Raw genomic sequence first — 15,441 nt, forward strand, 5'->3', positions numbered from 1 at the left:
AGTTTGTCCCGTCTTCCTTAATCCACAGGACTAGCCTTTTCCTGACCTGATCATGGGAGGCAAGGAATGCCGGATTTACCTGCTGCACACCGATTGCGAGTCGGGCGCTATGCCGAAGCCAGCCGGATTTATTTGTTAACCAGCAATACACTTCACAGGATCCCGGTTTTCAAGGATTTTGCCTTGGGCAGGCTGGTCGTCGATCAATTTCGAAATGCGCAGAATCTAGGCTTGGCGAACTCACTGGCGTGGGTAGTCATGCCCGATCATTTTCATTGGTTGATTGAATTACAGCAGGGCTCTTTGAGCGAGTTGATGCAAAAGACCAAGTCGATGAGTATCAAAGCGGTGAAGCAGCGTACCGGTCGAAATATTAGCCTCTGGCAGAGAGGATTCCATGATCGGGCACTTCGGCGGGAGGAGGATTTGGTGAAGTTGGCGAGGTATGTCGTGGCCAACCCGTTGCGGGCTGGACTGGTGGAGAAACTGGGCGATTATCCGTTGTGGGATGCGATTTGGGTTTGAGTTGGGACCGAATCGCCTCGATCGCGAGCAGGCTCACTCCTACAGGGGAATGCATTCCTAATGCAGGAGTGAGCCTGCTGACGATAAGCCGCAGCGCAGTCTCACTGATCCGGCTCACACCCCTTCAGCACCAGCCGAATTATCGTCTGCGCCGCCGCTTCATAGTCCTCTTCATCCAGCTTGGCCTTGCCAGTAATGGCCGTGATCTGCCAGTCAAAGTCAGCATAGGTCTGCGTCGCGGCCCAGATGCTGAACATCAGGTGGTTAGGGTCGATCGGGGCGATCTGGCCGCGGTCGATCCAGGTCTGGATGCAGTCGATGTTGTGCTTGGCCTGGCCGTTGAGCTGTTCGACCAGGTCGGCACTCAGGTGCGGGGCGCCGTGCATGATTTCGCTGGCGAATACCTTGGAGGCGAAAGGCAAGTCGCGGGAGATGCGGATTTTCGAGCGAATGTAGCCACTCAGCACTTCGCTGGGCACACCGTCGGCGTTGAACGGCGTCGACGCCTGCAGAATCGGCTCGATGATGCTTTCCAGGACCTCGCGGTAGAGGTTTTCCTTGGATTTGAAGTAGTAATAGACGTTGGGCTTGGGCAATCCCGCCTTGGCTGCGATATCACTGGTTTTGGTCGCTGCGAAGCCCTTGTCGGCAAATTCTTCACTGGCGGCACGCAGGATCAGTTCTTTGTTGCGCTCGCGGATAGTGCTCATAAACCAGGGGGTTCCTTGCCTGTTCTGGCGGTTGCGCATGGTATCACCGGCCTCGCGCGGCGCTCAAGAATGCCCCGTGTGGCGCTCGGTCGCGCTATGCTGCGCGGCATTCATTCAAGAAGGAAACCTGATTTATGGCAGGAAGCAGTTTGCTGATGCTGATCGACGACATCGCCGCCGTTCTCGACGATGTGGCGTTGATGACCAAAATGGCCGCCAAGAAGACCGCCGGCGTGCTCGGTGACGATCTGGCGCTCAATGCCCAGCAGGTCAGCGGCGTGCGTGCCGAACGGGAAATACCGGTCGTTTGGGCCGTGGCCAAGGGCTCGTTTCTCAACAAACTGATCCTGGTACCGTCGGCGCTGGCGATCAGCGTGTTCATCCCGTGGCTGGTCACCCCACTGTTGATGGTCGGTGGCGCCTACCTGTGTTTCGAAGGTTTCGAGAAACTCGCCCACAAATTCCTGCACAGCAAGGCTGAAGATCAGGCCGAACATGCCGAGCTGGTCGAGGCCGTGGCCGATCCGGCCGTTGATCTGGTGGCGTTCGAGAAAGACAAGATCAAGGGCGCTATCCGCACCGACTTCATCCTGTCGGCGGAAATCATCGCCATCACCCTTGGCACCGTGGCAGATGCGTCGTTGACTCAGCAGGTTATCGTGCTGTCGGGTATTGCCATCGTCATGACTATCGGTGTCTATGGCCTGGTGGCGGGTATCGTCAAGCTTGATGATCTCGGCCTGTGGCTGACCCAGAAGCCCGGGCAGATGGCCAAAAGCATCGGCGGCGGGATTCTGCGCGCAGCGCCGTACATGATGAAAGGCCTGTCGGTGATCGGCACGGCAGCAATGTTCCTGGTGGGCGGCGGGATTCTGACCCATGGCGTGCCGGTGGTTCATCACTGGATTGAGAGCGTCAGTGCAGGGGCGGGCGGTGCCGGGTTTATCGTGCCGACGTTGTTGAATGCGGTGGCGGGGATTGTGGCCGGAGCTGTGGTGCTGGCGGGTGTGATGGTCGCCAGCAAAATCTGGAAAACACTGAAAGGCTAGAAGCTGGGCACTTTCCAAGTGTGGGAGCGAGCCTGCTCGCGATAGCGGTGTTTCAGTCAGCATAGATGTTGACTGTGCTGGCCCCATCGCGAGCAGGCTCGCTCCCACATTGGTTTTTTGGTGTTTGAGAGACCTCATAAAAAAAGGCCATTCGACGCGAATCGAATGGCCTTTTTTGTTACCGCCGGATTTACTCGGCGATCTGCAACTTGCGTGACTCGGTGTACACGTAGCGCACCTTCTCATACTCGAACGGCGAGTTCAGCTGGCCGTAGCGGAAGCTGTTCTGGTAGCGCCTGTCGACGCCGCGCAGGGCCCAGACCTCAGGATGGTTGGAGCTGACTTCCGAGACGTTCAGGAAGTTGATCGCCGATTCGGCGCTGAAGTCCACCACCAGGCCGCCGGTGTCGCGGATGTTCGACGGGCCGAGGATCGGCAACACGAAATAAGCGCCGCCCGGTACACCGTAGAAGCCCAGGGTCTGACCGAAGTCTTCGCTCTGGCGCGGCAGGCCCATGGCCGTGGCCGGGTCCCACAGGCCGGCGATGCCGATGGTGGTGTTGAGCAACAGGCGTGCGGTGGTTTCCATCGAACGCTTGCCCTTGAACTGCAGCAGGCTGTTCATCAGGTTCGGCACATCGCCGATGTTATTGAAGAAGTTGCTCACGCCGGTGCGCAGGAAACTCGGGGTGATGTAGCGATAACCGTCGACTACCGGCAGGAACACCCATTGGTCGAAGCGGTAGTTGAAGTGATAAACCCGGCGGTTCCACTCTTCCAGCGGATCGTAGACGTTCAGCGCATTGAGCGTGGAACGTTCGAACTCGCGCTGATCCAGCCCCGGGTTGAACTTGAGTTTGCTCAGCGGTTCCTTGAAACCGTCACTGTCGACCACGACAGGTGCGTTGGCTTTGCTGTTGTCGGCATTGGCGACGCCTGCACAGAGTAACGCAGCGATAAGCAGGAGGTATTTAGCCACGGAAGAACTCCAGCATAGCGTCGCTGTTGACGCGGTAATTTAGGTTGCCGCAATGGCCACCCAGTGGATAAACGGTCAAACGGTCGCCAAAGGTCTTGCGCAGGAAACCGAGGTCGCCAGGGCCGAGGATCACGTCGTCGGCGTTGTGCATGACGGCGATTTTCGGGCTGTCGTGCAGGTAATCCTTGAGGGCATACAGGCTGACCTGGTCGATCAGTTGCAGCAGGCTGCCGCCGTCGGTGCGGGCGCGCCACATCGGGATCACTTGCTCGGTGATGTAGCAGTCGAAGTCGCATTGCAGCGCACGCTTGAGGAACGGCGTGAGGCTGGTGCCTTCGGTGATCGGGTATTTCGGCGGGGTGATCAGGCCGCGGCGGTTGATCAGGTCCGAGGTGAAGGCAATGTCGGCCGCCGAAAAGCGGAACGAAGTGCCGATCAGCATGGCCATCTGCTCGTTGGTCAGGTGCTGCTTGGACTGCTGGAAGTCGTAGAGCAGGGCATCGTTGAGGTCGATGTAGCCTTTTTGCTGGAAGTAGCGAGTCAGTTTGTTCAGCACCAGTTCATAAAACGTGGTGCTGTTGTTGATGCCCTTGACCTCGGTCTGGACCAGCTTGTCCAGGTTGGTGATCGAGGTGTAGAGGTTGACCGGCGGGTTGAGCAGCAAGACTTTCTTGAAGTTGAAGCTGCGACGGGTTTCGTCCAGGTGCGCGACGAAGGCCGCGTCCAGCGCGCCCAGGCTGTAACCGGTCAGGTAGTAATCGGTGACGGCAACGTGCGGGTTTTGCGCCCGGACGGCCTGCATCACCCGGTACATGTCTTCGGCGTCTTCCTTGGTGATACCCGGTGTGGCAAAGCGTGAGGCCGCGCTCATAAAGTCGAAACTGGTGGGCGACGACAGTTGCACCACGTGATAACCGGCCTTGTAGTAGAGCTTTTTCAGGTACTCATTGAGGCTGCTGTCATAACGCGCACCGGTGCCGGCGATCAGGAAGATCAGCGGCGCAGCCTTGTCCTGAGTGGCAATACGATAGGTCAGCTTTTTGACCGGCCAGAAATTGTCTGGCAGTTCGAATGCACGCTCCGGGCGCAGAGTCACGCTGCGAGTCTGCTGATCGATGTCGTCGTCCAGCGGTAACTCCGGGCGCAGGTCCGGCGGAGTCGTGGCAATGGTCGCCTCGAACGGGTTGGTCAAGGGGTAGCCATAACTGGCGGCGTCGATATCGACCGCCAGTGCGGACGCACTCAAAATAAGGCCGCCAAACAGGGCGGCGAAGCGCAAGGAACGGAGCATGACTAGATCCCTTAGAGGAAGGTGCCGAATGAAGTTCGCAGGCTATGACCACGGGGTTTGCGCCAAAGTGCCATGCTGCGGCACCAATCTGGGCGAATTTCGGATCAATAGTAGCTGGACGATACACTTTGCAGCTATTTCGTGACTAATTATCTGTTACGCGCGTTTGCTTAGCGCTGCCGGAGGATTAAGCTGGCCGCCGTTTTCGTTTATTGGAGTGCTTCATGTCCCGCCGTCTGCCCGTGATTCTGCTACTCGTTCTGCTGCCATTATGGCTGGCCGCCAGTTATGGCGCGCGTTATGGCTTTATGGAGGATGCGCAGTGGGTTGGCATCTGCGTGGACGAGGCGAGCCGCTGGGAATGCCAGATTCGTTCGAACCTGGGCTTGATGATTCACTTCAAGGTGTTGGGCTTTGCTGCACTGGCCGCTGCGATCATCGGGTTTGTGGTGCCGGGCCGGGCAGGGTGGTGGCTGGCAGTGCTGGCGCTGGTGTTCGGGTTTCCGGCGCTGGCGTTGTACAACACGACCTTGGCCGTTTTTGCGGTGGTGATTGCCGGGTTGCGGCTGGTCCGGGCCTCCCGTAGCGCCTGATAGTCCGTCTTCGCGGGCAAGCCTCGCTCCTGCAGGATCTTCGTCGTACACAACATCTGTATTCGCCGAATAATCCTGTGGGAGCGTGGCTTGTCCGCGAAGAGGCCACCTAGCTGCGCTGAAGATTACGCCTTGCGAACCCGCAAACAGCGCCACAACATCGCCACCATCAAAACACTCACCAGCGCCCAACCCCAGGCTTGCTGGTTCTGCAACCCTTCACGGAACAGCTGCGGTGCAATGCCGGCGCCAATGATGAAGGTCAGCAGGGCGATTTCACGGCGCGCCGCGCTCACTGGGCGGCACAGGTAAACCAGCGCCGGCAGTATGAAGGCGACACTTGGAAAGCTTCGATAACGCGGGTCGATCACCAGTTCAAGCATCATCACCGCCGCCGCAAAACCTGCTCCGGCGACCAGCCAGCCTGCTCGACGCTCCAGTGCATTGAACGCCCGCTCACGCCAACCGGTACGAGCGCTCAGCGTCAATGCGGCATGCGCCAGCACCAACAGATTCAACCCCGTCAGCAACGCCACCCACAACCATTCACTGGCAAAGCGCGTCGTGACTCGCGCCAGATCACCCCAGGCGCCAATCGAGCACGCCGCCAGTGCGCCGAGCAGCGGCAGCACCAGTGCAGCGCGGGTGGTGCGTACACGCCCGCCAAGGATCAGCGTGCCAAGAAAAATCAAACCGCCAACGGCCAGCCACTGCGACCAGTACGGCACGTTCGACACGGGACCGGCCAGCACGCCCTTGTCCTGGCGATCGGCATCGAACAGCCCCCAGTAACCACCGACCGCACCTTCGCTGGCGCGCTTCCAGGGCTGGTCGAAAGCTTCGATCAGGTTGTAATGCCAGCCCTGCTGCTCGGCCATGATGACAAAACCGCGAATGAACTTGGCTTCGTTAACCCGGCTCGGCAGGGCGGTTTCGCGCTGACGGCCTTCGCTCGGCCAGCCGGTTTCGCCAATCACCACGTCCTTGGGCGCGAATTTGTTGCCGAACACCTGACGCACTTCGGCCACATGCTGCAGCGCGGCGTCGATGTTCGAGGGATCATCTTCCCAGTACGGCAGCAAATGGATGGTCAGGAAATCCACTGCCGGGGCGATTTCCGGGTGCTTGAGCCAAAACTCCCAGACATCGGCGTAAGTCACCGGTTGATTGACCTGGCTTTTGACTTTATTGATCAGCTTTGCCAGCTGCGCACCCGTGACTTCCTTGCGCAGCAGGGTTTCGTTGCCGACGATCACCGAGGTCACCACGTCCGCGTTGGCGTTGGCCGAGGCGATCAGCAGGTCGACTTCTTTCTCGGTGTCCACCGGGTTGCTGTTGACCCAGGCGCCAATCATCAGTTTCAAACCATGCTTGCGCGCCAGGTCGGGCAACGCCTCGAGGCCGGTCATGGAATAGGTGCGGATGCACTCGAAGCTTTTGGCCAGCAGCGCGAGGTCGGCGTCCATGCGTTCGGGGCGCAACTTGAACGGCACGTCGAACGGCGACTGGTCCTTGTCGAACGGGGTGTAGGAGGCGCATTGCAGCTTGTGCGTCGCGCTGGCCACGTCCGGCAGAATCACCGGTTTGCCAAGGCCGTACCAAAAGCCGCCAAGGGCAAACAGCCCCAGCAGGCAAGCGAAGAGATAAGCCAGAAAAGGAAAGCGGGAGGTCGCGGGCATGGTCAGGCCGTCTGGGAGCAAAGCCGCGCATGTTACCTTCATTTGCCCCGCGCTAGGGGGCTTGCATGATTTTGACATGCAAAGTTCGGGCGGATTGGTCGGCGCACTCCAGGCGGTCGTGATTAATGGCGTTCTGATGTCGTTTCTCGATGCCTTGAGGTCGCTGACAGCACAGGTTCCGGTTGTCGTCAGGTTGATTATCGAGGCATCAGTGCTCCCATGGTAAATCACGCTGATGTTCGAACGAGTTTGCGGTGGGCGTGATGGGGGCGCTGTGCACCATAACAATACGTTGACGCGACTCGGCACCCGTCGAGCGCAGCACTTTCGGGGAAGTAACGATGAAGATGCGACGACTTTTAGGCGCAGGTGCCGCTCTGGTGCTCGCGATTGGCTCCACAATGGCCAATGCCGAGAGCAAAACCCTGAGCATCGGTTACGTTGACGGTTGGTCCGACAGCGTCGCGACCACGCATGTGGCCGCCGAAGTGATCAAGCAAAAGCTGGGTTATGACGTGAAACTGCAAGCCGTCGCCACCGGGATCATGTGGCAGGGTGTGGCCACCGGCAAACTCGACGCCATGTTGTCCGCCTGGCTGCCGGTGACTCACGGCGAATACTGGACCAAGAACAAGGATCAAGTCGTCGATTACGGTCCGAACTTCAAGGATGCAAAAATCGGCTTGATCGTGCCGGAGTACGTCAAGGCTAAAACCATCGATGACCTGAAAACTGACGACACCTTCAAAAAACGCATCGTCGGCATCGACGCCGGTTCGGGCGTGATGCTTAAAACCGAGCAGGCGATCAAGGATTACGATCTGACCGGGTATCAACTCAAGGCCAGTTCCGGCGCCGGCATGATTGCCGAGCTGACCCGTGCCGAGAAGAAAAACGAATCCATCGCTGTGACCGGTTGGGTGCCGCACTGGATGTTCGCCAAGTGGAAACTGCGCTTCCTGGACGACCCGAAAGGCGTTTATGGCGCGGCTGAAACCGTGAACAACATCGGCAGCAAAGAACTGGCCACCAAGGCGCCGGAAGTTGCCAAGTTCCTGAAGAACTTCCAGTGGGCCTCGAAAGACGAAATCGGCGAAGTCATGTTGGCGATTCAAGACGGCGCCAAGCCTGACGCCGCGGCGAAAGATTGGGTGGCCAAACACCCTGAGCGCGTTGCAGACTGGATCAAGTGATTTGAGCTGACGGCTCTAGTCAGCACCTATCAAGGCCCTTTGGCATATTGCCAACGGGCCTTTTGTTTTTTTTGTAGGAGCCAGGCTTGCCGGCGAAAGCGATCGTGAGGACGCCTTCGCCGGCAAGCCTGGCTCCTACAAAAGTTGCGTCACACCAGAAAATGGCGATTCTGTCATGTCGTTCTAATACTAAGGTCGTCTGGAACCTGCCCCGCAGCCGCATAGAGTGGATAACGTTCCAACTTTAATCTGTGCTGCGAGGATAAAAACAATGAACGACAGCATTTACCTCTCGATTCAAAACAGCCCGCGCTTCAAGGAGCTGGTTAGTAAGCGAGAAAGGTTCGCCTGGATTCTTTCGGCGATCATGCTTGGGCTTTACTCCGGATTCATCCTTTTGATTGCTTACGGGCCGCATATTCTGGGAGCGAAAATCAGCCCCGAGTCTTCGATTACCTGGGGGATACCGATTGGTGTCGGGCTGATTCTCTCGGCCTTTATCCTGACAGCGATCTATGTACGACGCGCCAATGGCGAATTCGACGACCTGAACAATCTGATTCTCAAGGAGGCTCAGCAATGATCCGGCGTCTATTGGCTCTATTGAGCGTTGCAGCATTCGCACCGGGTGCCTGGGCGGCTGAAGCCCTGACCGGCGCGGTTCAGAAACAACCGCTGAACGTCGCCGCGATCCTGATGTTCGTGGCGTTCGTTGGCGCGACTTTGTATATCACCTACTGGGCCTCCAAGAAAAATAACTCGGCGGCCGACTACTATGCGGCGGGCGGCAAGATCACCGGTTTCCAGAATGGTCTGGCGATTGCCGGTGACTACATGTCGGCGGCGTCCTTCCTGGGTATTTCCGCCCTGGTGTTCACTTCCGGCTACGATGGCCTGATCTACTCGATCGGCTTCCTGGTGGGCTGGCCGATCATTCTGTTTCTGATCGCCGAGCGCCTGCGTAACCTGGGTAAGTACACCTTTGCCGATGTGGCGTCCTACCGCCTTGGGCAAACCCAGATTCGCTCGCTGTCCGCTTGCGGTTCGCTGGTGGTGGTGGCGTTCTACCTGATCGCGCAAATGGTCGGGGCCGGCAAGCTGATCCAGTTGCTGTTCGGTCTGGATTACCACGTAGCAGTGATCCTGGTCGGCGTCCTGATGTGCATGTACGTGCTGTTTGGCGGCATGCTGGCGACCACTTGGGTGCAGATCATCAAGGCTGTGCTGTTGCTGTCCGGTGCCTCGTTCATGGCGCTGATGGTGATGAAGCACGTCAACTTTGACTTCAGCACACTGTTCTCCGAGGCGATCAAGGTTCACGCCAAAGGCGAAGCGATCATGAGCCCCGGCGGTCTGGTGAAAGACCCGGTCTCGGCGTTCTCCCTTGGCCTGGCATTGATGTTCGGTACCGCTGGCCTGCCGCACATCCTGATGCGCTTCTTCACCGTGAGTGACGCAAAAGAAGCTCGCAAGAGCGTGCTGTATGCAACCGGCTTCATTGGCTACTTCTACATCCTGACTTTCATCATCGGCTTCGGCGCGATCCTGCTGGTCAGCACCAACCCGGCCTTTAAAGATGCTGCTGGCGCGCTGTTGGGCGGCAACAACATGGCGGCGGTGCACCTGGCCAACGCGGTGGGTGGCAGTATTTTCCTGGGCTTTATCTCGGCGGTAGCGTTTGCGACCATTCTGGCGGTGGTTGCCGGTTTGACCCTGGCCGGTGCTTCGGCGGTGTCTCACGACCTGTATGCCAGCGTGATCAAGAAAGGCAAGGCCAACGAGAAGGACGAGATCCGTGTCTCGAAAATCACCACCATCGCTTTGGCAGTGCTGGCGATCGGCTTGGGCATTCTGTTCGAAAGCCAGAACATCGCGTTCATGGTGGGCCTGGCGTTCTCCATCGCAGCGAGCTGTAACTTCCCGGTGCTGTTGCTTTCCATGTACTGGAAGAAACTGACCACTCGCGGTGCAATGATCGGCGGCTGGTTGGGTCTGGTGAGTGCGGTTGGTTTGATGGTGCTGGGTCCAACCATCTGGGTGCAGATCCTGCATCACGAGAAGGCTATCTTCCCGTATGAGTACCCGGCGCTGTTCTCGATGGCCATTGCGTTTATCGGGATCTGGTTCTTCTCGATCACTGACAAGTCGGCGGCTGGCGTTAATGAGCGTGCGCTGTTCTTCCCGCAGTTTGTTCGTTCGCAGACCGGTTTGGGGGCGAGTGGGGCGGTTTCTCACTAAGGCTTCGGGTTTGTCTGTGTAAGTTGCGTTAAACGAAAAATGCCCTGGTCGAGAGATCGGGGCATTTTTTTTGTTGGCGATGGTATTTGGTGTAGGAGCGAGGCTTGCCCGCGAAGGCGGCCTGTCTCTCTCGGGTGTACATATCCATTCCTGCGGTAACGGCCACTTATGGTTTCGCCCTTACGGCGAGTCCCTTTTGTCAAACGCCACAAAAGGAACCAAAAAGTCTCGCCCCAAGCGTCCGGCCCCTCGCTAAGGCTCGGCGTTCCTTCGCTCCGGTATCCATCCGGGGACACTGCCCTCCGGTCTGCTTCGCGACGACCTACATGCAGCGTGTTCGACTGCGTCGAACGGCGCTACGCGCCACTCCCCGGATGAACACCTCCACTCAGCCTCCCGAAAGGGGCGGGTGGATCAAGATCAAGAGCTGCAGGCGAGCTAACGCTCGGCCTGATGAGGTGGTGAGAATCAAAAGCTGTACGCTGAGTTCTTGTAGGAGCGAGGCTTGCCCGCGAAGGCGGCCTGACAGCCGACCTGTTCTTGCGGATGTACGCAAGCTTTCCAAAGGCAGTGATCCTTTTGGCTTTGGCTTTGGCTTTGGCTTTGGCTTTGGCTTTGGCTTTGGCTTTGGCTTTGGCTTTGGCTTTGGCTTTGGCTTTGGCTTTGGCTTTGGCTTTGGCTTTTGACGTTGATCTTGATCTTGATCTTGTTCTCTCGCCCCTTCGGCAGACCTTAGGCGATGCCCCCTGATGGGCACCGTAGCGAGGGAACGCGGAGCCTCAGCGAGGCGCCGTACGTCGGGGCGAAGCCTTTTGGTTCCGTTTTGGCGTTTGAAAAAGGGACTCGCTGTAAGAGCGAAACCATAAGTAGCCGTTACCGCAGAAACGGATATGTACACAACCAAAAAACCAGTCGGCCCCAAGGCCGCTGAGACCGCACAAACAAAAACGGCCTCTATATAAATAGAGGCCGTTCCCGGTACAACTTAAGACGTTATCGCAAGACAGGTCTTATTTGCGGTCTTCCAGCTTGGTGATGTCACGCGACTCATAGCCGGTGTACAGCTGGCGAGGACGGCCAATCTTGTACGGGCTGGAGAGCATTTCTTTCCAGTGGGAGATCCAGCCGACAGTCCGCGCCAGGGCGAAGATCACGGTGAACATGCTGGTTGGAATGCCGATCGCCTTGAGGATGATCCCCGAGTAGAAGTCGACGTTCGGGTACAGCGAGCGTTCGATGAAGTACGGGTCGGTCAGCGCGATCTCTTCCAGGCGCATGGCCAGTTCGAGTTGTTTGTCGTGCTTGATACCCAGTTCCTTCAGCACTTCGTCGCAAGTCTGCTTCATGACGGTAGCGCGTGGGTCGCGGTTTTTGTAAACCCGGTGACCGAAGCCCATCAGTTTGAACGGATCGTTCTTGTCCTTGGCCTTGGCAATGTACTTGTCGATGTTCGACACATCGCCAATTTCATCGAGCATGGTCAGAACAGCTTCGTTCGCGCCGCCGTGGGCAGGGCCCCACAGTGCAGCGATGCCGGCGGCGATACAGGCGAACGGGTTGGCACCCGAAGAACCGGCCAGGCGTACAGTGGAAGTCGATGCGTTCTGCTCGTGGTCGGCATGGAGGATGAAGATCCGGTCCATGGCCTTGGCGAGTACCGGGCTGATCGGTTTGATCTCGCACGGGGTGTTGAACATCATGTGCAGGAAGTTTTCCGCGTACGTCAGGTCGTTGCGCGGGTACATCATGGGTTGGCCCATGGAGTACTTGTAAACCATCGCTGCCAGGGTCGGCATCTTGGCAACCAGGCGGATCGCGGAAATTTCGCGATGCTGCGGGTTATTGATGTCGAGGGAGTCGTGGTAGAAGGCCGAGAGGGCGCCGACTACGCCGCACATGACGGCCATTGGGTGAGCGTCGCGACGGAAGCCGTTGAAGAAGGTCTTCAGCTGCTCGTGAACCATGGTGTGGTTCTTCACGGTGCTGACGAACTGGGCCTTCTGTTCTGCGGTCGGCAATTCGCCGTTGAGCAGCAGATAGCAGGTTTCCAGGTAGTCCGATTTTTCAGCGAGCTGTTCGATCGGGTAACCGCGGTGCAGCAGAATGCCGTTGTCGCCGTCGATATAGGTGATCTTCGACTCGCAGGAAGCTGTCGACATGAAACCAGGGTCAAAGGTGAAACGGCCCGTGGCCGTCAGGCCCCGAACGTCGATTACATCGGGACCAACGGTGCCGGTTAAAATGGGCAGCTCGACGGGGGCTGCGCCCTCGATGATCAACTGCGCTTTTTTGTCAGCCATGTGGCCTCCTATTTATGCTTGAAATCATCAGACAGACCCCCCACGCAGGGCCCGCACCACTATAGTGAGATAAATTCGAATGTCAATTTGCCTAAAGTCTTGCTCCAGAAGGCTTTAACCGGACTTTTTCCTCGAAATTGACTGCCATTTACGCCTTTTATCCAACTTGTGCAATGAGCTATTAGGGGAAGGTGAACGCGTTGTCATTAGTAGCCTAACTGTCTATACTCGGCCTCCGACCGCCAGGGGCTTTTGGGCCTGCTTTACTGGGGGTCGCACTCCCTGGGTGGTGGGTACCTGACCAGTGCACTCCCCAACAACTTTGCCCTGATTGTTAGGGGCTCTTCAGTGTGAAAAAAAGCCGTGAATAGCCAACGACCTGTAAACCTAGACCTAAGGACCATCAAACTCCCAGTCACTGCTTACACGTCCATTCTTCACCGAATCTCCGGAATCATCCTCTTTGTCAGCCTGGCCATCATGCTTTATGCATTGGACAAGTCGCTCGACTCGGAAGAAGGCTTCGGTCAGGTGAAAGCGTGTCTGACCAGTCCGCTAGCCAAGCTAGTGATTTGGGGCATCCTGTCCGCCTTGCTGTATCACCTGGTTGCCGGTGTGCGCCATTTGATCATGGACATGGGCATCGGCGAGTCGCTTGAAGGCGGCAAACTGGGCTCGAAAATCGTTATCGCCGTTTCCGTGGTGGTAATCGTTCTGGCAGGAGTTTGGATATGGTAACTAACGTCACGAACCTGTCCCGTTCGGGCCTCTATGACTGGATGGCACAACGTGTGTCTGCGGTCGTTCTCGCGGCTTATTTCATTTTCCTGATCGGATACGTCGTCGCCAACCCTGGCATCGGCTACGCCCAATGGCATGAACTGTTCGCAAGCAACTGGATGCGTATTTTCAGTCTCCTGGCCCTCGTTGCCCTCGGCGCTCACGCCTGGGTCGGCATGTGGACCATCGCGACCGACTACCTGACGCCAATGGCGTTCGGCAAGTCCGCAACTGCAATACGTTTCCTTTTTCAGGCGGTATGCGGCGTTGCGATGTTCGCTTACTTCGTCTGGGGTGTGCAGATTCTCTGGGGTATCTGATTCATGTCTACTACAGTTAATACGCTTTCGTTCGACGCCATCATCATTGGCGGCGGCGGTGCTGGCATGCGCGCTGCGCTGCAACTGGCACAAGGTGGTCACAAGACTGCCGTAGTTACCAAGGTTTTCCCGACTCGTTCGCACACTGTATCCGCCCAGGGTGGCATCACCTGCGCCATCGCCTCGGCAGATCCGAACGATGACTGGCGCTGGCACATGTACGATACCGTCAAGGGTTCCGACTACATCGGTGACCAGGACGCTATCGAATACATGTGTTCCGTAGGCCCGGAAGCCGTTTTCGAACTCGAGCACATGGGTTTGCCGTTCTCCCGTACCGAACAGGGCCGCATCTATCAGCGTCCGTTCGGCGGTCAGTCGAAAGACTTCGGTAAAGGTGGCCAGGCTGCACGTACATGCGCCGCTGCCGACCGTACCGGTCACGCACTGCTGCACACCCTGTACCAGGCCAACCTCAAGGCTGGCACCGTATTCCTCAACGAATACTACGGTGTGGATCTGGTGAAGAACGAAGACGGTGCCTTTGTCGGCATGATCGTCATCTGCATCGAAACCGGCGAAACTTCCTACGTTCGCGCTAACGCCACCGTATTGGCGACTGGCGGTGCAGGTCGTATCTACTCGTCCACCACCAATGCCCTGATCAACACCGGTGACGGCGTCGGCATGGCTCTGCGTGCTGGCGTGCCGGTACAAGACATTGAAATGTGGCAGTTCCACCCGACCGGCATCGCCGGCGCCGGTGTATTGGTGACTGAAGGTTGCCGCGGTGAAGGCGGTTACCTGATCAACAAGCACGGCGAGCGTTTCATGGAGCGTTATGCTCCGAACGCCAAAGACCTTGCAGGTCGTGACGTTGTTGCCCGTTCGATGGTTAAAGAAATCATTGCCGGCAACGGTTGCGGTCCGGATGGCGACCACGTAATGCTGAAACTCGATCACCTCGGTGAAGAAGTTCTGCACAGTCGTCTGCCAGGCATCATGGAACTGTCCAAGACTTTCGCCCACGTCGATCCAGCCGTGGCGCCGATTCCGGTCGTTCCAACCTGCCACTATATGATGGGCGGCGTTGCCACCAACATTCATGGCCAGGCAATCACCCAGGACGCCGACGGCGTCGACCAGATCATTCCTGGTCTGTTCGCAGTGGGCGAAGTGGCCTGCGTATCGGTTCACGGTGCCAACCGTCTGGGTGGTAACTCGCTGCTCGACCTGGTGGTATTCGGCCGTGCGGCCGGTCTGTTCCTGGAGCAGACCCTGAAGGAAGGCGTTGATTACGCCCGTCCTCGCCAGTCCGACATCGACGCAGCCCTGGCTCGTCTCGATGGCCTGAACTCGCGTACAGAAGGCGAAGACGTCGCCACTCTGCGTAAAGAACTGCAAAGCTGCATGCAGAACTACTTCGGTGTATTCCGTACCGGTGAATACATGCAGAAGGGTATTGCCCAGCTGGCTGACCTGCGTGGCCGTATCGCCAACGTCAAGATCAACGACAAGAGCCAGGCGTTCAACACCGCTCGAATCGAAGCCCTGGAACTGCAAAACCTGCTGGAAGTGGCCGAAGCCACCGCCATCGCTGCAGAGATCCGCAAAGAGTCCCGCGGCGCTCACGCCCGTGAAGACTACGAAGATCGCGACGACGAAAACTGGCTGTGCCACACCCTGTACTTCCCGGGTGACAAGCGCGTGACCAAGCGTGCCGTGAACTTCTCGCCGAAAACTGTTCCGACTTTTGAACCTAAGATTCGGACTTATTAAGGGTG

The 15,441-nt window shown here is 57.7% G+C and carries 15 protein-coding genes; 10 read left to right on the forward strand and 5 right to left on the reverse strand.

The features are described from left to right. Positions 1–66 precede the first annotated feature (66 nt). Positions 67–525 (forward strand): REP-associated tyrosine transposase, encoded by a 459-nt coding sequence (locus AB4N91_RS05380; protein WP_460112164.1) that lies wholly within the window; start codon positions 67–69, stop codon positions 523–525. Positions 526–626: 101 nt separating this feature from the next. On the opposite strand, the gene AB4N91_RS05385 is transcribed toward AB4N91_RS05380, so the two are convergent. Then, positions 627–1,235, reverse strand: coding sequence for a TetR/AcrR family transcriptional regulator (locus AB4N91_RS05385; protein ID WP_083376004.1), 609 nt, complete (start codon positions 1,233–1,235; stop codon positions 627–629). Between the two features lie 134 nt (positions 1,236–1,369). On the opposite strand from AB4N91_RS05385, the gene AB4N91_RS05390 reads away from it, so the two are divergent. After that, entirely contained in the window at positions 1,370–2,284 is a 915-nt protein-coding gene (locus AB4N91_RS05390; protein ID WP_010456870.1) for a DUF808 domain-containing protein, read from the forward strand. Positions 2,285–2,474: 190 nt separating this feature from the next. On the opposite strand, the gene AB4N91_RS05395 is transcribed toward AB4N91_RS05390, so the two are convergent. Continuing rightward, positions 2,475–3,263: an MlaA family lipoprotein gene (locus AB4N91_RS05395; RefSeq protein ID WP_154912284.1), complete on the reverse strand. Its 789-nt coding sequence runs from the start codon at positions 3,261–3,263 to the stop codon at positions 2,475–2,477. Then, a complete protein-coding gene (locus AB4N91_RS05400; protein ID WP_077748649.1) occupies positions 3,256–4,554 on the reverse strand; it encodes a serine/threonine protein kinase in 1,299 nt (432 codons plus the stop codon). Before AB4N91_RS05400 ends, AB4N91_RS05395 begins: the two co-directional genes overlap by 8 nt. Positions 4,555–4,778: 224 nt before the next feature. Here AB4N91_RS05400 and AB4N91_RS05405 point away from each other — a divergent pair, with 224 nt between their 5' ends. Continuing rightward, positions 4,779–5,147, forward strand: a complete 369-nt coding sequence (locus AB4N91_RS05405; protein ID WP_010456864.1) for a hypothetical protein — start codon at positions 4,779–4,781, stop codon at positions 5,145–5,147. A 125-nt stretch (positions 5,148–5,272) separates the two neighbouring features. Here AB4N91_RS05405 and AB4N91_RS05410 read toward each other — a convergent pair whose 3' ends face one another. Next, on the reverse strand, positions 5,273–6,868 hold the full coding sequence (locus AB4N91_RS05410) for a glycoside hydrolase family 17 protein (protein WP_154912285.1): 1,596 nt from the start codon (positions 6,866–6,868) through the stop codon (positions 5,273–5,275). 299 nt (positions 6,869–7,167) lie between these two features. On the opposite strand from AB4N91_RS05410, the gene AB4N91_RS05415 reads away from it, so the two are divergent. The 4 genes from AB4N91_RS05415 to AB4N91_RS05430 all read left to right on the forward strand — a co-directional run bounded on the left by AB4N91_RS05415 (position 7,168) and on the right by AB4N91_RS05430 (position 11,007). Next, the gene (locus AB4N91_RS05415) at positions 7,168–8,019 is read left to right on the forward strand and encodes a glycine betaine ABC transporter substrate-binding protein (protein ID WP_010456861.1); all 852 of its coding nucleotides are present in this window, start codon (positions 7,168–7,170) and stop codon (positions 8,017–8,019) included. 271 nt (positions 8,020–8,290) lie between these two features. Further along, positions 8,291–8,602 (forward strand): DUF485 domain-containing protein, encoded by a 312-nt coding sequence (locus AB4N91_RS05420; RefSeq protein ID WP_154912287.1) that lies wholly within the window; start codon positions 8,291–8,293, stop codon positions 8,600–8,602. Further along, positions 8,599–10,257 (forward strand): cation acetate symporter, encoded by a 1,659-nt coding sequence (locus AB4N91_RS05425; RefSeq protein ID WP_010456858.1) that lies wholly within the window; start codon positions 8,599–8,601, stop codon positions 10,255–10,257. Before AB4N91_RS05420 ends, AB4N91_RS05425 begins: the two co-directional genes overlap by 4 nt. A 546-nt stretch (positions 10,258–10,803) precedes the next feature. Next, complete coding sequence (locus AB4N91_RS05430; protein ID WP_460112165.1) at positions 10,804–11,007, forward strand: hypothetical protein; 204 nt, start codon at positions 10,804–10,806, stop codon at positions 11,005–11,007. Positions 11,008–11,267: 260 nt separating this feature from the next. On the opposite strand, the gene gltA is transcribed toward AB4N91_RS05430, so the two are convergent. Further along, entirely contained in the window at positions 11,268–12,557 is a 1,290-nt protein-coding gene (gene gltA, locus AB4N91_RS05435; RefSeq protein ID WP_010456856.1) for a citrate synthase, read from the reverse strand. Between the two features lie 363 nt (positions 12,558–12,920). On the opposite strand from gltA, the gene sdhC reads away from it, so the two are divergent. The 3 genes from sdhC to sdhA are packed head-to-tail and all read left to right on the forward strand — an operon-like array spanning position 12,921 to position 15,436. Next, positions 12,921–13,295 carry a succinate dehydrogenase, cytochrome b556 subunit gene (gene sdhC / locus AB4N91_RS05440; RefSeq protein WP_010456855.1) on the forward strand — a complete coding sequence of 125 codons (375 nt, stop codon included), beginning with the start codon at positions 12,921–12,923 and terminating at the stop codon, positions 13,293–13,295. Beyond that, a complete protein-coding gene (sdhD, locus tag AB4N91_RS05445; protein ID WP_007945134.1) occupies positions 13,289–13,657 on the forward strand; it encodes a succinate dehydrogenase, hydrophobic membrane anchor protein in 369 nt (122 codons plus the stop codon). The genes sdhC and sdhD overlap by 7 nt, the downstream gene beginning before the upstream one ends. Positions 13,658–13,660: 3 nt before the next feature. Beyond that, complete coding sequence (gene sdhA, locus AB4N91_RS05450) at positions 13,661–15,436, forward strand: succinate dehydrogenase flavoprotein subunit (RefSeq protein ID WP_008032662.1); 1,776 nt, start codon at positions 13,661–13,663, stop codon at positions 15,434–15,436. Positions 15,437–15,441 lie beyond the last annotated feature (5 nt).

This window comes from Pseudomonas sp. H3_D04, from assembly GCF_054669175.1.